Source organism: Bacillus sp. PS217 (genome assembly GCF_037963535.1).
Lineage (GTDB): Bacteria > Bacillota > Bacilli > Bacillales > Bacillaceae > Bacillus > Bacillus subtilis.
On sequence record NZ_CP150157.1, the window covers coordinates 1,863,827 to 1,883,722 of the forward strand.

24 protein-coding genes are annotated in these 19,896 nt (G+C 42.7%); 16 read left to right on the forward strand and 8 right to left on the reverse strand.

The annotated features are described in order from the left end of the window. Positions 1 to 27: 27 nt before the first annotated feature. The 4 genes from NSQ83_RS09430 to aprX form a co-directional block, all read right to left on the reverse strand. On the reverse strand, positions 28 to 1,245 hold the full coding sequence (locus tag NSQ83_RS09430) for a cytochrome P450 (protein WP_080529341.1): 1,218 nt from the start codon (positions 1,243 to 1,245) through the stop codon (positions 28 to 30). Between the two features lie 230 nt (positions 1,246 to 1,475). After that, the gene (locus tag NSQ83_RS09435; RefSeq protein WP_003231786.1) at positions 1,476 to 1,832 is read right to left on the reverse strand and encodes a hypothetical protein; all 357 of its coding nucleotides are present in this window, start codon (positions 1,830 to 1,832) and stop codon (positions 1,476 to 1,478) included. A gap of 78 nt (positions 1,833 to 1,910) precedes the next feature. Then, the gene (locus NSQ83_RS09440) at positions 1,911 to 2,735 is read right to left on the reverse strand and encodes a hypothetical protein (protein WP_198878793.1); all 825 of its coding nucleotides are present in this window, start codon (positions 2,733 to 2,735) and stop codon (positions 1,911 to 1,913) included. Between the two features lie 108 nt (positions 2,736 to 2,843). Next, positions 2,844 to 4,172, reverse strand: a complete 1,329-nt coding sequence (gene aprX, locus NSQ83_RS09445; RefSeq protein ID WP_198878794.1) for a serine protease AprX — start codon at positions 4,170 to 4,172, stop codon at positions 2,844 to 2,846. 224 nt (positions 4,173 to 4,396) lie between these two features. Here aprX and NSQ83_RS09450 point away from each other — a divergent pair, with 224 nt between their 5' ends. From NSQ83_RS09450 to NSQ83_RS09460, 3 genes are all read left to right on the forward strand, one after another. Then, positions 4,397 to 4,630, forward strand: coding sequence for a hypothetical protein (locus NSQ83_RS09450; protein WP_014476869.1), 234 nt, complete (start codon positions 4,397 to 4,399; stop codon positions 4,628 to 4,630). Positions 4,631 to 4,909: 279 nt separating this feature from the next. Beyond that, entirely contained in the window at positions 4,910 to 5,617 is a 708-nt protein-coding gene (locus tag NSQ83_RS09455; RefSeq protein ID WP_003245758.1) for a poly-gamma-glutamate hydrolase family protein, read from the forward strand. 69 nt (positions 5,618 to 5,686) lie between these two features. Then, positions 5,687 to 6,139 (forward strand): OsmC family protein, encoded by a 453-nt coding sequence (locus tag NSQ83_RS09460; RefSeq protein ID WP_003231775.1) that lies wholly within the window; start codon positions 5,687 to 5,689, stop codon positions 6,137 to 6,139. A gap of 13 nt (positions 6,140 to 6,152) precedes the next feature. Here NSQ83_RS09460 and ebrB read toward each other — a convergent pair whose 3' ends face one another. From ebrB to NSQ83_RS09475, 3 genes are all read right to left on the reverse strand, one after another. Continuing rightward, a complete protein-coding gene (gene ebrB, locus NSQ83_RS09465; protein WP_014476870.1) occupies positions 6,153 to 6,506 on the reverse strand; it encodes a multidrug efflux SMR transporter subunit EbrB in 354 nt (117 codons plus the stop codon). Positions 6,507 to 6,519: 13 nt separating this feature from the next. Beyond that, complete coding sequence (gene ebrA, locus NSQ83_RS09470; RefSeq protein ID WP_015715925.1) at positions 6,520 to 6,837, reverse strand: multidrug efflux SMR transporter subunit EbrA; 318 nt, start codon at positions 6,835 to 6,837, stop codon at positions 6,520 to 6,522. A 136-nt stretch (positions 6,838 to 6,973) separates the two neighbouring features. Further along, on the reverse strand, positions 6,974 to 7,249 hold the full coding sequence (locus tag NSQ83_RS09475) for a hypothetical protein (RefSeq protein ID WP_089172555.1): 276 nt from the start codon (positions 7,247 to 7,249) through the stop codon (positions 6,974 to 6,976). 88 nt (positions 7,250 to 7,337) lie between these two features. On the opposite strand from NSQ83_RS09475, the gene NSQ83_RS09480 reads away from it, so the two are divergent. The 9 genes from NSQ83_RS09480 to NSQ83_RS09520 all read left to right on the forward strand — a co-directional run bounded on the left by NSQ83_RS09480 (position 7,338) and on the right by NSQ83_RS09520 (position 14,211). Then, positions 7,338 to 7,751, forward strand: coding sequence for a YmaF family protein (locus NSQ83_RS09480; RefSeq protein WP_003231769.1), 414 nt, complete (start codon positions 7,338 to 7,340; stop codon positions 7,749 to 7,751). Positions 7,752 to 7,850: 99 nt separating this feature from the next. Continuing rightward, complete coding sequence (gene miaA / locus NSQ83_RS09485) at positions 7,851 to 8,795, forward strand: tRNA (adenosine(37)-N6)-dimethylallyltransferase MiaA (protein ID WP_198878795.1); 945 nt, start codon at positions 7,851 to 7,853, stop codon at positions 8,793 to 8,795. Between the two features lie 39 nt (positions 8,796 to 8,834). Next, a complete protein-coding gene (hfq, locus tag NSQ83_RS09490; RefSeq protein WP_003221097.1) occupies positions 8,835 to 9,056 on the forward strand; it encodes an RNA chaperone Hfq in 222 nt (73 codons plus the stop codon). Between the two features lie 195 nt (positions 9,057 to 9,251). Then, positions 9,252 to 9,524: a YmzC family protein gene (locus NSQ83_RS09495; protein ID WP_014479841.1), complete on the forward strand. Its 273-nt coding sequence runs from the start codon at positions 9,252 to 9,254 to the stop codon at positions 9,522 to 9,524. 81 nt (positions 9,525 to 9,605) lie between these two features. After that, positions 9,606 to 9,836, forward strand: a complete 231-nt coding sequence (locus tag NSQ83_RS09500; protein ID WP_003245262.1) for a hypothetical protein — start codon at positions 9,606 to 9,608, stop codon at positions 9,834 to 9,836. A 243-nt stretch (positions 9,837 to 10,079) separates the two neighbouring features. Then, a complete protein-coding gene (nrdI, locus tag NSQ83_RS09505) occupies positions 10,080 to 10,472 on the forward strand; it encodes a class Ib ribonucleoside-diphosphate reductase assembly flavoprotein NrdI (RefSeq protein ID WP_003231758.1) in 393 nt (130 codons plus the stop codon). After that, on the forward strand, positions 10,432 to 12,534 hold the full coding sequence (nrdE, locus tag NSQ83_RS09510) for a class 1b ribonucleoside-diphosphate reductase subunit alpha (protein ID WP_014479842.1): 2,103 nt from the start codon (positions 10,432 to 10,434) through the stop codon (positions 12,532 to 12,534). The genes nrdI and nrdE overlap by 41 nt, the downstream gene beginning before the upstream one ends. Positions 12,535 to 12,551: 17 nt before the next feature. Next, the gene (nrdF, locus tag NSQ83_RS09515) at positions 12,552 to 13,541 is read left to right on the forward strand and encodes a class 1b ribonucleoside-diphosphate reductase subunit beta (RefSeq protein WP_003231754.1); all 990 of its coding nucleotides are present in this window, start codon (positions 12,552 to 12,554) and stop codon (positions 13,539 to 13,541) included. A 49-nt stretch (positions 13,542 to 13,590) separates the two neighbouring features. Next, a complete protein-coding gene (locus NSQ83_RS09520) occupies positions 13,591 to 14,211 on the forward strand; it encodes a hypothetical protein (RefSeq protein WP_003245105.1) in 621 nt (206 codons plus the stop codon). Positions 14,212 to 14,274: 63 nt separating this feature from the next. Here NSQ83_RS09520 and cwlC read toward each other — a convergent pair whose 3' ends face one another. Beyond that, a complete protein-coding gene (gene cwlC / locus NSQ83_RS09525; RefSeq protein ID WP_198878796.1) occupies positions 14,275 to 15,039 on the reverse strand; it encodes a sporulation-specific N-acetylmuramoyl-L-alanine amidase in 765 nt (254 codons plus the stop codon). Between the two features lie 640 nt (positions 15,040 to 15,679). Between cwlC and spoVK the strand changes: the two genes are divergently transcribed. The 4 genes from spoVK to glnR all read left to right on the forward strand — a co-directional run bounded on the left by spoVK (position 15,680) and on the right by glnR (position 19,843). Next, complete coding sequence (gene spoVK, locus NSQ83_RS09530; protein ID WP_003231746.1) at positions 15,680 to 16,648, forward strand: stage V sporulation protein K; 969 nt, start codon at positions 15,680 to 15,682, stop codon at positions 16,646 to 16,648. Positions 16,649 to 16,780: 132 nt separating this feature from the next. Continuing rightward, positions 16,781 to 18,043: a GTPase HflX gene (hflX, locus tag NSQ83_RS09535; protein ID WP_128480787.1), complete on the forward strand. Its 1,263-nt coding sequence runs from the start codon at positions 16,781 to 16,783 to the stop codon at positions 18,041 to 18,043. Positions 18,044 to 18,060: 17 nt separating this feature from the next. Beyond that, positions 18,061 to 19,326, forward strand: a complete 1,266-nt coding sequence (locus tag NSQ83_RS09540; RefSeq protein ID WP_029317829.1) for an aminotransferase class I/II-fold pyridoxal phosphate-dependent enzyme — start codon at positions 18,061 to 18,063, stop codon at positions 19,324 to 19,326. A 109-nt stretch (positions 19,327 to 19,435) separates the two neighbouring features. Beyond that, a complete protein-coding gene (gene glnR, locus NSQ83_RS09545) occupies positions 19,436 to 19,843 on the forward strand; it encodes a transcriptional repressor GlnR (RefSeq protein WP_003238341.1) in 408 nt (135 codons plus the stop codon). The last annotated feature ends 53 nt before the right edge of the window (positions 19,844 to 19,896 follow it).

Here is a 19,896-nt window from a genome sequence, read left to right on the forward strand (position 1 = left end):
CTCTTTTAAAAGGGGGCGTTTTGAATGTTATTTTGAAAGTGAAACAGGGAGACTTTCTAATCCTCTTAAAAAGACATTTTTTCTCCATTGAATGTCATCAGGTGCAACCGCAAGTTCAATATCAGGAAATCTCTTCAGAAGTGCGTTAAATGCAATGTGGCCTTCCAGCCTGGCAAGAGGCGCTCCTAAGCAGAAATGAATGCCAAAACCGAAAGAAATATGTCTGTTAGGCGACCGATTTATATTTAATATTTCGGGGTTCTCAAAAAAATTCGGGTCGCGATTGGCCGATCCAATGCCTATAAAAATCATGTCTCCTCTTTTGATCGAATGCCCCTTATATGTAAAGTCTTCGATGGCCCACCGATTTGCCATCATAACGACAGGTGAGGTGTATCGCAGCAATTCTTCAACCGCTGTAGCGATCATTTCAGGCTGCTGCTTGAGCTTCTCACATTCCTTCTTGTGCTGCAGCAATGCGAGGGTGCCTGAGCCGAGTAAGTTAACAGTTGTTTCAAGGCCGGCTACAACGAGCAAGAACAGCATCGAATAGAGCTCTTTTTCGCTTAACTTGCTGCCGTTTTCCTCAGCATGCACAAGTTTGCTGATTAAATCGTCTTTTGGCTTTATTCTTCTGTCATGGATCAGCTTGGCGATATAATCTTTAAATTCACGAAGAGCCTGATTTGTCAGCTCTCTATTACCTTCAGAGGTATCAACCATCGCATTGGTCCAGATTTGAAACTGTGACCGATCTTCTTTTGGGATTCCCATCAATTCAGATATAACAATAAAAGGCAAAGGGGAAGCGAAGGATTTCATGATATCCGCTTTATTTTCTTTTTCCATTTCATCTAAAAGCTGTTCAGCAATTTGTTCAATGCTGCCGCGCAGATTTTCAATGGTTCGGGGAGTAAATGCTTGATGAACAAGTGATCTCAGGCGGGTATGGTCAGGTGTGTCTTTTGCCAGCATATGATCGGATACAAAATCGATATCTTCACTAACGTTGAGCATTTTGATTTGTTCTTGGTTCATCACATTTTTTACGTCTCTTGTAATTCGATTGTCTTTTAAAAAGGCCATACAATCATCGTATCGGGTAATTAACCAGGCCGGATATGTGGCTCCGAACCGTTTTAATTCAAATCGGTGAATGGGCTCTTCCTCTCTAAATCGTCCTAAAACTGAAAAAGGATTGTGATGAAACTCTTTACCATGCGGATGAAACATCAATTTTTCCATTTGCATTCTCCTCGCCTAATAGGGTAAATAGATGAATCAAATTGCTGAACTAGTTTACAAAAAACAGAATGATTTGAAATGTAATCCTGTCTCTAAAACTATATATCTATTTTAGGAGTCATTCAATAGGGTGAAGAACGAAAAAAGTGAAAAAACGGCTCGATATAAAGCAGCGCCTTTGAACGAAAGCTCAAAGGCGCTACGCTGTATTATTTTGATGAAAGTGGCTTTCAGCTGTGCTGGATATCAATTGTATATACTGCACGATCTGTTACGACCTTCAATCCTTCGTTTTCTTGGTGAATATGAATGTCACCTAATAAAGGAATCTCATAGGCATTTTGCGGAAGCGGTACGTTTCCGTCCTCAGTGAATGTTGTTCCTTCGCCTTCTAAAACAAGCTCTTCTTTCGCAACATAATCATCAGGATGATTCGTACTGCGTATAGCCACTTTTTGAAGGTGGAGAACAATCTGATCCAAGTCTGATATCTCTTCATCATGGGTCAATTCACCTTTTCTAATATCAAGCGTCTGGCCGACTTTTGATTCCAGCCATTGAGAAAGCTGTGTATTCGTGTGTGCCATCAATATTCCTCCTTTTGATCTACACGATACTATTCCCAATTGCTGCATCTTTTACACGGGAAAGAGCCGCCTCACTCTTTATGTATGAAACAATTCGCTGTTGAGAGCCTTGATATAGCGTACGGCAGAACGCTGGACCGCTTCGTCGGCATTTTCTTTGACAACTTTAGAAAAAGCATTGTAAAGCCGGTTGAATTGAAGCGGTTTTACTTTGGCTGCTATTTCTTCAACTTTGGAGGCGGGAAGGGGAATGAGATTTGGGTAGCTGTACATAAAGCTGACCCAGTTTCGGTCCGCCGCAACCGTAATGATATCTCCGGTCAATAGACAGCCTTTCCCTTCATTGCCCTTGCTCCAATGCAAAACAGCACCGCCTTTAAAATGTCCGCCCAGTCGGTAAAGGTCCAGTCCCGGCTTCACGTTGAGCGTTTCCCCTGACCAGAAGTGAATGTGATTGCTTGGCCTTGTCACCCATTCTTTATCATCCTCATGGATATAGATCGGCGCCTGAAACGCTTCAGCCCACTCAACTTGAGTAGAGTAATAATGTGGATGAGACAAGGCGATGGCTTGAATACCGCCTAATTCGTTGATTTGGTCAATTGTATTTTGGTCAAGATATGTCATGCAATCCCACAGCACATTGAAGCCCTTATGCCGGATAAGATGGGCTGTTTGTCCGATCGCAAACTCTGGTTCAGTTTTGATGCTGTAAAGATGCTCTTCTTCCTTTTTGAGGATGTTTTGAAGGTTTCCTTTCTCACGCATGTCTTCAAGGGTTGTCCAACTTTGTCCATCGGGATGAATATACTGCCTTTCATCCTCGCAAATCAGACACGAGTTGGGCGGATCTACAGTCTGTGCATGTTGCACACCGCATGTGTTGCAGATATAATATGGCACTTTCTTCACTTCCTTCATCTATTTTCCATTATTTTACCTTATGATTATGAATATTCAAACCAAAACCGGCAGTTCTGCTGAGAGAGAATTGCCGGCTTTTGATGATGTTTATTGGCCGGGAACGGAATTTTCTGCGTTGACAGCGCCCGCTCCGTAGATATTCGGATCTTCATCTTTCCATTTGTCCGTGCCGTTTTTCAAAAGCTCTTTTACTTCATCAGGGGTAAGATCCGGGTTTTGCTGAAGAATTAAAGCTGCGATTCCTGCGCAAATCGGTGTTGCCATCGAGGTTCCTGACATTGTAAAGTACTGAGACCCTACACGGCTTGACTTTTGGAGCTTATCAATATAAGAATTCGGAGAGCGAAGGGAAATAATATTAACACCCGGCGCTAAAATATCGGGCTTTTCTTTCCCATATACTGTCGGGCCGCGGCTTGAGAAGGAAGCGACAGTATCATCATCGCTGCTTGCAGTATTGTTATCGTCAAGCGCACCTACTGTAATCACCTTTTCGCTCACGCCCGGGCTTGCAATGGTCTGCGAATCAGGGCCTGAGTTTCCGGCAGCGACACAGACGACAATCCCTGCGCTCCACGCTTCTTCAACCGCTCTGACTAACGGATCTTCCTGTTCATGATCATATCTAAGGGCATCGCCCCCGAGCGACATACTAATAATATCAATCGGTTCATCGGGGTTGTCCTCATTGTATTGAATACACCACTCAACACCCTCTATAATATCTGCTAACGTTCCTGAACCCTGCTTGTTTAATACCTTTACGCCGATGAGATTGGCTTCCGGTGCAGGTCCGCGGTATTGACCGGAAGAGGATGCACCGCTGCTTGCGACATCACCTGCACAGTGTGTGCCATGACCATTATCATCGTACGGCTCTGTTTTTTGATTGACCATGTCCGCGAATCCGATAATTCTGCCTTCTAGATCAGGATGCGGGTAGATTCCTGTATCGACAACAGCGACAGTAACACCTTTTCCTGTCAGGGTTTGCCCGTTTCTGACGACTTCCTTCGCATGGCTTGCTTCGGTTGCCGTGTCTAAAAGCGCTTTGACTTCGCGGTTTAAATACACTTTACGGATATTGCTGCATTCAGAGAGAAGGGAATGTAATGCTGAAGGAGTAACCTCGGCGCTGCAGCAGTTGATTTTGTTGAAGCGGCTTTTTAGCTTGCTGCGTTTTTCTTTTTGCAGCACCTCTCCAGCCATTTGAAGGCCGGTCTCGTGACAGCCTTCCTCAAATTCGATAATGACTGACATTTTTTTTCTGTTTTGCAATTTGGTTTCGAAAAATTTATGCAAGAAGCAAGGAGTCCATTTGAAGGGCTTGTAAAGCTGCAATACGGTTTCCCGTAACGGCCAATCTAGCTTGTGAGCATTTGCTCTCACCATTCGTACCATAGAGTACCCAAACATGTATTTTCCTCCTATTATAAGGTTCTCTGTATACTCTATGAACAGATGATAGGTTTGGTAAGTTTGTTTGTCCTCTGTAAGAGACAGACAAGAGTTTGTTTTTCTGAATCTTTCGCATTAGATACGATAGATTCAGAAGTTGAGGAAATCATTGGGGATTGAAAAAGAACATTTGTTCGTATTATAATGTGATCATATCAAACTGGGAAGGGGAGAGCAACCGTATGAATTTCTACTTGCACCGTTCTTTGGAAAGCCAAATGCCAATCAGCATTATATATATGAAGAAAGACGGAACGATTAGTAAAAGAACGATTATTGTGAGACAGAAAAGCAAAACGAAAATCAAAGCATTTTGTTTTTCGAAACAACAGATCAGAACATTTTTATTGGACTCTATCCTCTCCTGTGATTTTGTGAGAACAAATAAGCAAAATCTCTATTCTGCAGGCCGGTAACAGCTGTCCGTCTCAGCAACCGGGCAGCCTGTTACTAAAACCCTCCTTAAACCTATATACATTTATTTGCCAAGTGAGGTTGTTCCTACCTTTTTTGTCTTTCCTCTCAACCTTTTTTCACTCTTATTTGAAATGAACCGCTAATAACCGTGACAATCAATTGATTTTTTGAAACCGGGAACTTTTTCACTGATGATATTGTGTATATAATGGTAAGATAAAACCTATTGGCTAAACCTCATATAATGAACCGCGCCATTCTTATGAAAGGAGTTAAACATGAGAAGATTTTTACTAAATGTCATATTAGTCTTAGCCATTGTCTTGTTCTTGAGATATGTTCATTACTCATTGGAACCTGAACCATCAAATCAGCCAGATACATATTCAAATTTCAGCAGCTTGGCAGAGAATGAGAGCCCAGCCGATTACGATATTTCATATAATGAGAAAAAAGGAAGCAAAGTCTTAATTATGTCTCCGCATGGCGGAAGAATTGAAGGCGGAGTAAGTGAGCTTGTTCGTTATTTCAATAATGAATACTCTACATACCTGTTTGAAGGGTTGAAGTCCCACGATAACCAAACGCTGCACATTACAAGCACCAACTTTGATGAGCCATTGGCAAAAAAGAAAATCAAGGAGCATCAATATGTGGTGGCTTTTCACGGATATAAAGGAGAGAACAAGAATACCCTTGTAGGGGGAACAGACCGAAAGCGGGCGAAAATGATTGTGAGAGCCCTTGAGCGGAGAGGGTTTTCCGCTGAGTTAGCGTCGTCTAAAAGCGGTCTTGCTGGATTGAATGCCGAAAACATTAATAACCAAGGGGAAACGGGGCTAAGTATCCAGCTGGAAATCAGCCGTGAGCAGAGAGAAGCATTTTTTGATGATTTTTATTATAAAAATAGAAAATACACAAAGAACAGTGAATTTTATGCTTATGTCAGTGCGATCAAAGGTGTCCTGGAAAAAGAGTATTCGTAACAAGCAGATCAGAAGACAAAATAAGAGAAGATCAGTAGACTGAAATAGGATAAAAAAGGAGGCGAAACAATGGCAGATCATCATTTTTATTTAAAAGCGAATTGGCCGGGTAACCGCAATGATGTCGGTACGATTGAAAGCGGAAACCTGATCACATCGATTTCCATTCCTAAAGAAATGGATGGCCCGGGAGAAGGGACCAACCCAGATGAAATGCTTCTCGGGGCGGCAGCGACCTGTTACATTATTACACTTGCAGCGATGATGGAGAGAAGCGGGCTGGAAAAAGAAGACTTACAGATGGAGTCAGAAGGCATTGTCGACGTCACAAAAGGAGTCTTTACATACAAAAAGATCATTCACCGTCCCTCTGTCGTGCTTAAACATGATGCTTCACAAGACGACGTCGCATTGGCGCACAAGCTTTGTAAAAAAGCGGAGTCGTCATGCATGATTTCGCGTGCAATTCAAGGAAATGTCGAACTGCAGCTTGAAGCCTCTGTGAAACTGGGTGGAGAATAAAGAAAACAGACGGTCACTCACAGACCGTCTGTTTTTTATCTTCAGCGTGGGCTTTCGATTGATTTAGCACGACCACGCCTGCAATGACAAGCGTGAGACCGAATACACCTTTTAAACTGATGGTTTCGCCAAAAAGCAAAAACCCGACAATTGCTGTAAGCGCGGTACCAACGCCCGACCATGTTGCATACGCGCTTGATAAGTCAATTGTTTTTAAAGAAAAGCTTAGAAACGTAAAAGCAGAAAGAAATCCGACTATGACTCCGGCAATGGGCCAGGCTTGTGTAAATCCTTCTGAAAGCTTCAGCATCGTGCTCCCAAACACTTCAGATACAATGGCGAGAGCCAAATAAAGCAATCCTCTCATCTTCATCACTCCTTTACTGCCAATTAAGTAACACGACTCCTGATAGTAATAAAAGAATTCCGAGAAGCCCTTTGGCATTCAGATCTTCCTTGAACCATTTTACTCCGATCACTGTCGTCAGCACCGTGCCCGCCCCGCTCCAAGTCGCATAGGAGAGGCTCAGGGGAATATGGTTTAAAGTCAGGGACAGCATATAAAAGGCGAGGGAATAGCCAATAACGACCAAAGCACTTGGCTTCCACTTTTTGAAGCCATCAGATACTTTCAGCATGGCTGCTCCTATCGATTCCGAACATATGGCAATCGTGAGGAATATATATCCTATCAACATCATGAATTCTCCTCACTATATTTTTAGATTAGAAAAAAAACTTCAGCTAGAAAAATATTAGTGTATGCCTATGTATGAGTCAAGAGATTCATTTTCACACACTTAAAAAGACCCCTTTTTAAGGGGCCTTTTGCGTTTAATAATAATAAGGGAACGGGGCATACGGATAATAGGGGTATCCGCCATACAAATAAGGATTAAATAAAGCGCTTCCTATAAGCCCGCCTGCAAGGCCGCCGATAAACGGTCCTCCAAAAAATCCGAATGGCCGGCCAAACCCATAACCAAATCCGGGTCTTCCAAACCCGTAACCGAACCCGAACGGTCTTCCAAACCCAAATGGTCTCCCGAATCCGAACGGTCTTCCAAATATTCTTGTATCTTCAGGGCTGAAATGCTCTAACTCGTTCATGTTTTCTTTCCTCCTGTAATAAAGTGTAGATGATGCAGTGTATTCACCCTGCCCGGATTTGATTGGGCGAATCGAGAAAAAGGAGGATGTGAACACATTGGGCCTGTATCAGTCTGACTGGTCAAAAGCACCGCCCCACGCACATGCCTATCATGTCAAAACAACGAGAGAACAGGGCCATTATCATCTCATTGAAGGGTTTACTCAGCCGGCAAACGGATCAAATACCGATCAGCATACACATTACTATACAGGGATCACTTCATTTGAAAACGGCCATTTTCATCGGTATTACGGAATCTCAGGGCCGGCGATTCCCTTAGCAGATGGCACACATTATCATGAAATCGAAGAAACGACATATCTGGCCTATAACGAGCCGATTGAGATCCAGTACGGAGGGGTTGTGTACGATCCCGGAGATGACAGAAGAAAAACGCATCGTCATACCCTGAAAGGAAAGACAAGGGAAATTGTCGGCAATGAGCCGCTCGGCTGGTAGAAGGATGTTTACCGATGCAAAAAAAGGGCAAAATGGATAGGTGGTTGTCCATGTTGAATGCTATAATGGGGGGAGATTTATAAAAGAGAGTGATACATATTGAATAATACGAAGCAGCCCGTTGTCATTTTAGTCGGACCGACGGCAGTGGGGAAAACCAATTTAAGTATTCAGCTAGCCAAATCCTTAAACGCGGAAATTATCAGCGGAGATTCGATGCAGATTTATAAAGGGATGGATATTGGAACAGCTAAAATTACCGAACAGGAGATGGAGGGAGTGCCCCATCATCTGATTGACATTTTAGATCCCCAAGACTCTTTCTCTACTGCCGATTATCAAAGCTTAGTAAGAAATAAAATCAGCGAGATTGCAAATAGAGGAAAGCTTCCGATGATTGTCGGCGGTACAGGGCTTTATATACAATCTGTGCTTTACGATTATACATTTACGGAAGAGGCAAATGATCCCGTGTTTCGAGAGAGCATGCAAATGGCCGCTGAGCGGGAAGGCGTTGACTTTCTTCATGCCAAACTTGCTGCAGCAGATCCCGAGGCAGCAGCTGCGATTCATCCGAATAATACAAGAAGAGTCATTCGCGCACTGGAAATTTTACATACGTCCGGAAAAACGATGTCCCAGCATTTGAAGGAACAAAAACGAGAACTTCTGTACAATGCAGTGTTAATTGGCCTGACAATGGATAGAGACACGCTTTACGAAAGAATTAATCAGCGGGTCGATATGATGATGGAGTCAGGCCTTCTTCCGGAAGTGAAACGCTTATACGACAAGAACGTGAGAGACTGTCAATCAATACAGGCGATAGGCTATAAAGAGCTGTATGCATATTTTGACGGTTTTGTGACACTTTCCGATGCTGTCGAACAGCTAAAGCAGAACTCGAGGCGGTATGCGAAACGCCAGCTGACGTGGTTTCGCAACAAAATGCAGGTCACATGGTTCGATATGACACCGCCTGTTGATATGGAGCTGAAAAAAAAGGGAATTTTCACACATATAGCAGGAAAACTCGAACTTTAATCGAAAATGTATGATATAGAGAATCAAGGAGGACGAAACATGAAACCGATTAATATTCAGGATCAGTTTTTGAATCAAATCCGGAAAGAAAATACGTATGTCACTGTTTTTTTGCTGAACGGCTTTCAGTTGCGGGGCCAGGTGAAAGGCTTTGATAACTTTACCGTATTGTTGGAATCGGAAGGTAAGCAGCAGCTTATATATAAACATGCGATCTCAACGTTTGCGCCGCAAAAAAACGTCCAGCTTGAACTCGAATAGATCAAAAAATGCCATGTCAAGACATGAGGAAAGGCTGCCGGGGGTTCCCGGCGGCCATTTTTAACATGAATCCACTTTTGCTCCAAGCTTTTTGTGTAAGCTGACCATGCCAAGGCACGGTCTTTTTTTATGAGAACAACATACGGAAGTGAAAATGGTATATTATGTATAAAATGAATTTGGGAGTGATCGACCTTGTTTGAAAGTGAAGCAGAACTGAGACGAATCAGGATTGCACTTGTATGGATAGCTGTCTTTTTACTGTTCGGGGCGTGCGGGAATCAAGATACCATTATTGAAACAGACAGCGGCAATTCAGACTATGAAACGCCTCAGCCCACCTCGTTTCCACTTGAACATAACCATTTTGGCGTTATGGAGGACGGCTATATCAAAATTTATGAGTATAATGAGTCCCGCAATGAGGTAAAGCTGAAGAAAGAATACGCGGATGATGAGCTTGAATAAAATTCACAAGCATTCGAATTTACAAAGCGGATTCCAGCCGCTAAACTAAATACAGACACAGATCAAACAGAGGGTGAAAACATGAAGCATAAAGTGATCGTGAATCATTGGGAAGAAATTTGCGAAGATGATTCTTGCTATGAATACGGAACAAGTATCATTGTGAACGGAAAAGAATTAATCAGAGAAGCGTCAATTATCACTGCTTTGAAGGCGGTTTTAGAAGAGATCGGCGCGGATGTTGAAATAGAAGAAACAGTAGAGAGCGAAAAATGCTGTGATAGCTTAAGAAAAAAAAATCTAGACTACTAAGCAGTTTTTTTTCATGTTATGATAAACATCGGCTAAAAAACGACACCCCGAGTAGGATGAGAGATGATTCTCGTTCTGCTCTCTTTTTTGGGCCCTAATGAGTCTGCCCATTTGCCTGATTTGATCAAAATATGAATTTTTCATAAAAACGAATCTATATATTGTGTTTTTGCTAGAGGGTAGTATACTATATATAGTGTTAGTGATGAGAGATTCATATTTTTTGATAGGTCGTGATAAAACGTGGTACAAATCATATTTGATTCGAAAACAGGGAATGTTCAGCGGTTTGTGAATAAAACAGGCTTTCAGCAGATACGCAAGGTGGACGAAATGGACCACGTGGACACTCCGTTTGTTTTGGTCACCTACACGACAAACTTCGGTCAGGTACCGGCATCAACACAATCATTTCTCGAAAAATATGCCCATCTCTTATTAGGAGTCGCTGCGAGCGGCAACAAAGTATGGGGCGATAACTTTGCAAAAAGCGCCGATACCATTTCAAGACAATATCAGGTGCCGATCTTGCACAAATTTGAACTCAGCGGCACATCTAAAGACGTTGAATTGTTTACTCAGGAGGTAGAAAGAGTTGTCACAAAATCAAGTGCCAAAATGGATCCAGTTAAATAACGAAATCATGATCCAAAAAGATGGAAAATTCCAGTTTGATAAGGATAAAGAGGCTGTACATAGCTATTTTGTAGATTATATCAATCAAAACACAGTCTTCTTTCACGATTTAAAAGAGAAGCTGGATTATTTGGTTGAAAACCAATACTACGAAGAGGAATTCTTAAGCCTTTATTCTTTTGAAGACATTAAAGAAGTGTTTAAGACAGCTTACGCTAAGAAGTTTCGTTTTCCTTCCTTCATGAGTGCGTTTAAATTCTATAATGACTATGCTTTGAAAACGAATGACAAGAAAAAAATCCTCGAGCGTTATGAGGACCGGATCTCAATTGTTGCGCTGTTCTTCGCTAACGGCGACACTGAGAAAGCAAAAGAATATGTAAACCTGATGATCAATCAAGAATATCAGCCGAGCACACCGACATTTTTGAATGCCGGCAGAAAACGCCGCGGTGAACTTGTGAGCTGCTTCTTGCTGGAAGTTAATGATTCTTTAAATGACATTTCAAGAGCAATCGATATCTCCATGCAGCTTTCTAAGCTTGGCGGCGGGGTTTCTCTTAACCTGTCCAAGCTTCGCGCGAAAGGTGAAGCCATTAAAGATGTTGAAAATGCCACAAAAGGCGTTGTAGGCGTCATGAAGCTTCTTGATAACGCGTTCCGTTACGCTGACCAAATGGGACAAAGACAAGGCTCTGGCGCGGCGTATTTAAACATTTTCCACCGCGATATCAATGATTTTCTTGATACGAAAAAGATTTCTGCGGATGAAGATGTACGTGTCAAAACGCTTTCGATCGGTGTTGTCATTCCGGATAAGTTCGTTGAGCTTGCACGCGAGGACAAAGCGGCTTATGTATTCTACCCGCACACGATTTATAAAGAGTACGGCCAGCACATGGATGAGATGGACATGAACGAAATGTACGACAAATTTGTCGACAACCCTCGGGTGAAAAAGGAAAAAATCAACCCGCGGAAACTGCTTGAAAAATTAGCGATGCTTCGTTCTGAATCAGGCTATCCATACATCATGTTCCAAGATAACGTCAATAAAGTGCATGCGAATAACCATATTTCCAAGGTCAAATTTTCTAATCTTTGCTCTGAAGTGCTGCAGGCATCTCAAGTTTCTTCATACACAGACTATGATGAAGAAGATGAAATCGGTTTGGATATTTCCTGTAACCTGGGTTCGCTTAACATTCTGAACGTCATGGAGCATAAATCAATCGAAAAGACAGTCAAGCTTGCGACAGACTCTTTAACACACGTGTCTGAAACAACTGACATCCGTAATGCGCCTGCTGTAAGACGGGCAAACAAAGCGATGAAATCAATCGGCCTCGGCGCTATGAACCTTCACGGCTACCTTGCGCAAAACGGCATTGCGTATGAAAGTCCGGAAGCGCGTGACTTTGCAAACACGTTCTTTATGATGGTGAACTTCTATTCCATCCAGCGTTCTGCGGAAATCGCAAAAGAGAAGGGCGAAACGTTTGATCAATATGAAGGCTCAACCTATGCGACAGGTGAATACTTTGATAAATACGTTTCTACTGATTTCTCACCGAAATATGAAAAAATCGCTAATCTGTTTGAAGGTATGCATATCCCGACGACAGAGGACTGGAAAAAGCTAAAAGCATTTGTGGCTGAACACGGTATGTATCACAGCTACAGATTATGCATTGCGCCAACAGGCTCTATCTCATACGTCCAATCAAGTACGGCGTCTGTTATGCCGATTATGGAACGCATTGAAGAACGAACATACGGCAACTCAAAAACGTACTACCCAATGCCTGGGCTTGCATCTAATAACTGGTTCTTCTATAAAGAAGCCTACGATATGGACATGTTCAAGGTTGTGGATATGATCGCCACTATCCAGCAGCACATTGATCAGGGAATCAGCTTCACATTGTTCTTAAAAGACACAATGACGACCCGTGATTTAAACCGAATCGATCTGTATGCGCATCACAGAGGAATTAAAACCATTTACTATGCAAGAACGAAAGATACTGGACAAGACAGCTGCCTTTCTTGTGTTGTTTGATTAAAGGAGAGTTTATAGTGACAAAAATTTATGACGCAGCAAACTGGTCAAAGCATGAAGACGATTTTACCCAAATGTTCTATAACCAAAACGTGAAACAGTTCTGGCTTCCGGAAGAGATTGCTTTAAACGGCGATCTCCTCACATGGAAGTACCTCGGAAAAAATGAGCAGGATACTTATATGAAGGTACTGGCCGGACTTACGCTTCTTGATACAGAGCAGGGGAATACGGGGATGCCGATCGTGGCTGAACACGTAGACGGCCACCAGCGGAAAGCGGTGCTGAACTTTATGGCGATGATGGAGAACGCTGTCCATGCGAAGTCGTACTCTAATATTTTCATGACCCTTGCACCGACTGAAACGATCAATGAAGTATTTGAATGGGTTAAACAAAATAAATATTTGCAGAAAAAAGCGCAAATGATTGTCGGGCTTTACAAAGCCATTCAAAAAGATGATGAAATTTCACTGTTCAAAGCGATGGTTGCTTCCGTCTATCTGGAAAGCTTCCTTTTCTACAGCGGTTTCTATTATCCGTTATATTTCTACGGACAAGGAAAACTGATGCAAAGCGGTGAGATCATTAACCTGATCCTTCGTGACGAAGCGATTCACGGCGTGTATGTCGGTCTCCTTGCTCAGGAAATTTATAATAAACAGACAGAAGAGAAAAAAGCAGAGCTTCGTGAATTTGCGATTGACCTTCTGAATCAGTTATATGAAAATGAGCTTGAGTATACAGAGGACTTGTACGATCAAGTCGGACTCTCACACGATGTAAAGAAATTCATCCGCTATAATGCGAATAAAGCGCTGATGAATCTTGGATTTGATCCATACTTCGAAGAGGAAGATATTAATCCGATCGTTTTAAACGGATTAAACACAAAAACAAAATCACATGACTTCTTCTCTATGAAGGGGAATGGTTATAAAAAAGCGACAGTTGAGCCGCTCAAAGATGATGACTTTTATTTTGAAGATGAAAAAGAGCAGATATAATATCTGCTCTTTTCGGCTTGAAGGTTCAAATGAGGAGGACGCAGTACCCATGGGAAAAATGGACGAAATGATTTTAGTTGCCCCACGCGATGATGTGTTTAAAAAAGAAAGCTTAACCTTCCAGGGCGTGTACAGTGAAGATAGCAGAGTAGCCGAAATCATGGCTCAGATTGAAGCGGCCTATCGTGAAATGAGAAGAGGGGACGCAGAAGAAGATCCGCGTTTCAAGCAGCCGATACCTTATGTCGTCATTAAGCGTGAAGATGAAGTTTTTCTTTACGAGCGGCTGGCTGGCGGCGGTGAATCACGACTGCACAACAAGCTTTCTCTCGGCTTTGGCGGTCATATGAACGCCATCGAAGGGGCAGCTTCATTTGCTGAAGTCTTAAAGCTGAACACAGACCGTGAGCTTGAGGAAGAACTGCAAATAAATGAAGAAGATAAACAGGCGATTGTCACACTGGGATTGATCAATGATGATGAAAACAGTGTTGGCAAAGTGCATATCGGTATTCTTTCTGCGCTTCAATTAAAGCCTGGCGCACAAGTGGAAGTGAAGGAGAAAGAACAAATTGCGGGTAAATGGATGAAAGTTTCTGAATTAAAACAGGATGACATCTACAACCGTCTGGAAACATGGTCACAGTTTGTTGTTGATATTCTTGAATAAAAAAACCCGGTTTCTCGTGATGAGGAGCCGGGTTTTTTTATGAGACGCTCGTCCCCGTCTCGGCTATTCTAGGATCACAATAGCCTCAAAGCCGGCATTTTTCGCTCTGGCAGCGAGGGTGTCTGCATTGTCTTTGGATGAAAATGCGCCAATCTGCACTTTGTATAATCCGTCCTTTAAAAGGACAATCGAGTCAAAACCTTTGGCTTCGGCTTTACTTGCGAGCAAGTCGGCATTCGCTTTGACTTTAAATGCGCCGATTTGAACCTTATATAACCCTGAGCTTGAAGTCTTTTTAAGGTTAAAGGCTTGCTCCAGCCCGTTTGCATGTCCTCTCGCTAAGCTTTGAATAAAACTGCTCGTTTTCAGCTTATTTGCATCGGCAACGGTATCAATGAAACCGTTCTCGGTCAAGAGGGCAGGCATTGCCGACTCCCTTAGGACGTGGAAATTCGCTGTTTTTTTGCCGCGATCGGCAAAGTCGACAGCTTGTATCACTTCAGAGTGAATTGTCGATTGATAAGTCGTCGTCGGGACTCCTACATCTGGATAAATATAGCTTTCAAAACCTGTGCCTCCCCCGGAATTAACGTGAATGGACAAAAAGAAATCTGCTCCCCAGTTATTTGCGGCATTTGTCCGGTCGTTTAAGCTGACATATTGGTCGCTTGTCCGGCTCAGCAGCAAAGAAATGCCTTCATATTCATTAGTTAATATCGTACGTAAGGCTAAAGCGATTTGCAGGGTTAACGTTTTTTCCTGAAGGCCATTACCTGTTGCGCCTGGATCAGACCCGCCATGGCCAGGATCAATAAAAATTTTAACCATTTTTCATCACCTCATTACAGGATATGAAAAAACACAGCTTCTGCTTGTACGATTATCATTCAACTGAAAAATGAGGAAATAACCCTTTCACATCCAGAAATTATTTCTCGGGAAAGCGCACAATTCAACATGAAGCGACAACAGATACGGTCCGACATGAAATCTGTGCATACGCCATATGTTTGTATGTACTTTGAGTTCGGTTAACCTGCACTGATTCCTGTTGGTTTTAAGCTTTGCGTTCATATTAAATCAAGCATTTGAAACGTAAATTGATGAGAAAAGCTCCTTTCATTAAAGACACCACTTTATAAATCGAAAAAAAGAAAAACACTTCAGGTATCTTAGGGCGGGTAATACGCTTCGTACAAAAAACAGCCCGTTGCATGAAAAAAGGATTGGCGAATGGAGAAAATAATGAAAAAGAAGTTCACCATAATACTCTGACAAAATGATTAAAAACAAAATCTCATGGTTTGTCCACCCCATATCCGTGAATACAATAAGAAATAAAGTATTTCTCGGGAAAGCGCAGGATTCCTTATTGTTCCCGAAAAAAGCAATTGTTTCGACACATGATAGGCGTTTGTCACAATCGGCATCCGCTTGAATATCATATAGAGAGAACAGAGAGGTGAAGATGTTGGAGCGCGCTGTGACTTATAAAAACAACGGACAGATCAACATTATTCTGAACGGGCAAAAGCAGGTGCTGACGAATGCTGAGGCAGAGGCGGAATATCAGGCTGCATTGCAAAAAAACGAAGCAAAGCACGGCATTTTGAAGGAAATCGAAAAAGAGATGAGCGCATTAGTTGGGATGGAGGAAATGAAACGCAACATCAAGGAAATATACGCCTGGATTTTTGTGAACCAAAAACGCGCGGAGCAAGGCTTGAAGGTTGGAAAGCAAGCGCTGCACATGATGTTTAAAGGAAATCCGGGAACGGGAAAAACGACGGTTGCACGGCTCATCGGCAAGCTGTTCTTTGAAATGAATGTCCTGTCAAAAGGCCACTTAATTGAAGCGGAGCGGGCTGACCTGGTCGGGGAGTATATCGGACACACCGCCCAAAAGACGAGAGATTTAATCAAAAAGTCATTAGGTGGCATTTTGTTTATAGACGAAGCCTACTCGCTGGCAAGAGGCGGCGAAAAGGACTTTGGGAAAGAAGCGATCGACACACTTGTAAAGCATATGGAAGACAAACAGCATGAGTTTATTTTGATACTCGCCGGATATTCACGGGAAATGGATCATTTTCTCTCGTTAAATCCCGGACTCCAATCAAGATTTCCCATCTCCATTGATTTTCCGGATTACTCTGTGACCCAGCTCATGGAGATTGCGAAACGAATGATCGATGAAAGGGAATACCAGCTCAGTCAAGAAGCGGAATGGAAATTGAAAGATTACTTAATGACAGTGAAAAGCACGACAAGTCCCATTAAATTCAGCAATGGACGTTTTGTCAGAAATGTGATCGAAAAATCGATCAGAGCACAAGCCATGAGGCTTTTAATGGGAGACCAATACTTAAAAAGCGACTTGATGACCATCAAAAGCCAAGATCTTTCCATTAAAGAAGAAGCATCTGGATCTGCATAGACCTCTCAGTTTTTGAGAGGTCTGTTTTTTGCTCGTATTTCCGCTTTTCAAAGCAATCGATTTGTGGTATACACATGCAGGGTTTGGTATGATAATACTACTGCCCAATATGCAAAAGAAAGGAACATCCATTTGAACGAACAAGAAACGATTCAGGAGAAAGCCATTTTAGTCGGATGTCAGCTGCCGCATATCACGGATGAGCATTTTGAAAATTCTATGGAAGAGCTAGCATCTCTGACAAAAACAGCAGACGGAAAAGTACTGACCAGCGTCATACAAAAACGGAACAGGGCTGACGCCGCTACATATATAGGAAAAGGGAAGGTAGAAGAGCTGAAGGCACTGGTGGAAGAGCTTGAAGCTGATCTCCTCATCTTTAATGATGAACTGTCGCCAAGTCAGCTGAAGTCATTGGCAACAGCAATTGAAGTGAAGATGATTGACCGTACGCAATTGATATTAGATATTTTTGCAAAGCGGGCGAGAACGAGAGAAGGCAAACTTCAAATTGAGCTGGCTCAGCTGCAATATGCACTGCCGCGTCTGACGGGACAAGGGATCAATCTCTCCCGGCAAGGCGGAGGAATTGGGGCAAGAGGTCCCGGGGAAACGAAACTGGAAACCGACCGCCGCCATATCAGAAATCGCATTCATGAAATCAACACACAGCTTTCAACTGTCATTCGCCATAGAAGCCGATACCGTGAAAGAAGAAAGAAAAACGGTGTGCTTCAAATTGCGCTTGTCGGCTATACAAACGCAGGGAAATCAACATGGTTCAACCGCCTGACGAGTGCTGACAGCTATGAAGAAGATCTCCTGTTTGCCACGCTGGACCCGATGACCAGAAAAATGGTCCTGCCAAGCGGCTACAGTGTTCTTCTTTCAGATACAGTAGGATTTATTCAGGATCTTCCGACGACATTGATTGCTGCATTCCGCTCAACGCTTGAGGAAGTAAAAGAAGCGGATTTGATCCTGCATTTAATTGATTCTTCAAATGAGGATTATGCGGGACATGAAAAAACAGTGCTTCGGCTTCTCGAGGAGCTTGAAGCAGATGATATCCCGATGCTGACGGCTTACAATAAACGTGATCAAAAACTGCCTGATTTTATACCGTCCGCCGGAAGGGATCACATTATGGTCAGTGCGAAATTTGAGGACGACGCTGCAGCCTTTAAAGAAGCGATTCAGCGCTATTTGCGCCAAGAACTGTTAACGTCTTTTGAAGCACATGTGCCGGCAAGTGAAGGGAAGCTCCTTTCCAGAATCAAATCGGAAACGATGGTAGACCGCTTCTATTTTAATGAAGAAAATGAACAGTATGACATATCCGGCTATGTCCAAGAAGAGCAAAGTATCATCGGTGAATTAAAGAAGTATATGTAGGAAGGGAATATAAAGACATGTTTGACACATTAACACACGGAGAATTATTGAAGAAAACGGCAATGGAAGTGGAAGCGGACATTGCCGGCATTCATAAACAAATAGAAGAAATCAGCGAGCGAAATGAGTGGAGAGTGCTTCAAAGCTATAGAAAACACAAAGTAAGCGACACTCATTTCACGCCGTCTACTGGATACGGCTATGATGATATCGGAAGAGACACGCTTGAAAGCATATATGCGGATGTGTTTGGCGGAGAAGCGGGGCTTGTAAGGCCGCAAATCATTTCAGGCACACATGCCATCTCAATTGCTTTGTTCGGTGTCCTCAGACCGGGGGACGAGCTCCTTTATATCACGGGCAAGCCGTATGATACGCTAGAGGAAATTGTGGGCGTCAGGGGTGGAGAAAACGCTGGTTCGTTAAAGGATTTTCAAATCGGCTATAATGCGGTTGATCTGACGAAAGACGGAAAGATAGACTATGATGCAGTCGCCGCTGCGATCAATCCGAAGACAAAAGTAATCGGCATTCAGCGCTCAAAAGGATATGCGAATCGCCCTTCTTTCTTAATTAGTGAAATAAAAGAAATGATCCGTTTTGTAAAAGAAATCAATGAAAACCTGATCGTCTTTGTGGACAACTGTTACGGAGAATTTGTGGAAGAGCTTGAGCCTTGCCATGTCGGAGCCGATCTGATGGCGGGATCTCTCATTAAAAATCCCGGCGGCGGCCTTGCGAAAACAGGCGGCTACCTCGTCGGAAAAGCGAAATGGATTGAAGCTTGCTCATACCGTATGACGTCACCCGGCATCGGCAGAGAAGCGGGGGCATCTCTTTACTCGCTCCAAGAAATGTACCAAGGCTTCTTTTTGGCGCCTCACGTTGTGTCTCAAAGTCTAAAGGGAGCGGTGTTTACAGCGAGATTCCTTGAAAAACTCGGCTTCACTTCAAACCCGAAATGGGATGCGAAAAGAACGGATTTAATACAATCCGTTGAGTTTTCTGACAGAGAAAAGATGATTGCTTTTTGCCAGGCTATTCAATTTGCATCGCCAATCAATGCTCATGTGACGCCTTATCCAGCCTACATGCCTGGATACGAGGATGATGTCATTATGGCAGCAGGGACGTTTATTCAAGGAGCAAGCATCGAATTATCAGCTGATGGCCCTATCCGCCCGCCGTATGTAGCGTATGTTCAGGGAGGATTAACCTATTCGCATGTGAAGAATGCCATATGCAGTGCAGTGGATTCATTGATGGAAAAGCAATTAATTTAAATTTTTTAAAAATTTCTCTGGATTTGATGTTAAGAATCCTTACATCATATTGACACATAATATAACATCACCTATAATGAAACTAAGTTAAGAAAAGGAGGAAATTGAGATGAGTGATAATATTCGCCGCTCAATGCCTTTATTTCCAATAGGAATTGTCATGCAGTTAACTGAGTTATCAGCAAGACAAATTCGATATTATGAGGAAAATGGACTGATATTTCCAGCCAGAAGTGAAGGAAATAGACGATTATTTTCATTTCATGATGTAGATAAACTGTTAGAAATCAAGCACCTGATAGAACAAGGTGTAAACATGGCAGGAATTAAACAGATTCTGGCGAAAGCCGAAGCCGAGCCAGAACAAAAACAAAACGAGAAGACGAAAAAACCAATGAAACATGATCTGTCCGATGACGAACTGAGACAGCTCCTGAAAAACGAGCTCATGCAAGCCGGCCGTTTTCAAAGAGGGAATACATTCCGTCAAGGCGACATGTCCCGCTTCTTTCATTAATCCGTTAGCAACTGTTTTGCTATATACATTTACCTTTTAAGAGGAGGAATTTT

What these genes read in the sequence shown, in the direction of transcription:
- NSQ83_RS09430 (WP_080529341.1), bottom strand. Translation starts at nt 1,245, where the DNA reads ATGGAAAAATTGATGTTTCATCCGCATGGTAAAGAGTTTCATCACAAT.
- NSQ83_RS09435 (WP_003231786.1), bottom strand. Translation starts at nt 1,832, where the DNA reads ATGGCACACACGAATACACAGCTTTCTCAATGGCTGGAATCAAAAGTC.
- aprX (WP_198878794.1), bottom strand. Translation starts at nt 4,172, where the DNA reads ATGTTTGGGTACTCTATGGTACGAATGGTGAGAGCAAATGCTCACAAG.
- NSQ83_RS09450 (WP_014476869.1), top strand. Translation starts at nt 4,397, where the DNA reads ATGAATTTCTACTTGCACCGTTCTTTGGAAAGCCAAATGCCAATCAGC.
- NSQ83_RS09455 (WP_003245758.1), top strand. Translation starts at nt 4,910, where the DNA reads ATGAGAAGATTTTTACTAAATGTCATATTAGTCTTAGCCATTGTCTTG.
- NSQ83_RS09460 (WP_003231775.1), top strand. Translation starts at nt 5,687, where the DNA reads ATGGCAGATCATCATTTTTATTTAAAAGCGAATTGGCCGGGTAACCGC.
- ebrB (WP_014476870.1), bottom strand. Translation starts at nt 6,506, where the DNA reads ATGAGAGGATTGCTTTATTTGGCTCTCGCCATTGTATCTGAAGTGTTT.
- ebrA (WP_015715925.1), bottom strand. Translation starts at nt 6,837, where the DNA reads ATGTTGATAGGATATATATTCCTCACGATTGCCATATGTTCGGAATCG.
- NSQ83_RS09475 (WP_089172555.1), bottom strand. Translation starts at nt 7,249, where the DNA reads ATGAACGAGTTAGAGCATTTCAGCCCTGAAGATACAAGAATATTTGGA.
- hfq (WP_003221097.1), top strand. Translation starts at nt 8,835, where the DNA reads ATGAAACCGATTAATATTCAGGATCAGTTTTTGAATCAAATCCGGAAA.
- NSQ83_RS09500 (WP_003245262.1), top strand. Translation starts at nt 9,606, where the DNA reads ATGAAGCATAAAGTGATCGTGAATCATTGGGAAGAAATTTGCGAAGAT.
- NSQ83_RS09520 (WP_003245105.1), top strand. Translation starts at nt 13,591, where the DNA reads ATGGGAAAAATGGACGAAATGATTTTAGTTGCCCCACGCGATGATGTG.
- cwlC (WP_198878796.1), bottom strand. Translation starts at nt 15,039, where the DNA reads ATGGTTAAAATTTTTATTGATCCTGGCCATGGCGGGTCTGATCCAGGC.
- spoVK (WP_003231746.1), top strand. Translation starts at nt 15,680, where the DNA reads ATGTTGGAGCGCGCTGTGACTTATAAAAACAACGGACAGATCAACATT.
- NSQ83_RS09540 (WP_029317829.1), top strand. Translation starts at nt 18,061, where the DNA reads ATGTTTGACACATTAACACACGGAGAATTATTGAAGAAAACGGCAATG.
- glnR (WP_003238341.1), top strand. Translation starts at nt 19,436, where the DNA reads ATGAGTGATAATATTCGCCGCTCAATGCCTTTATTTCCAATAGGAATT.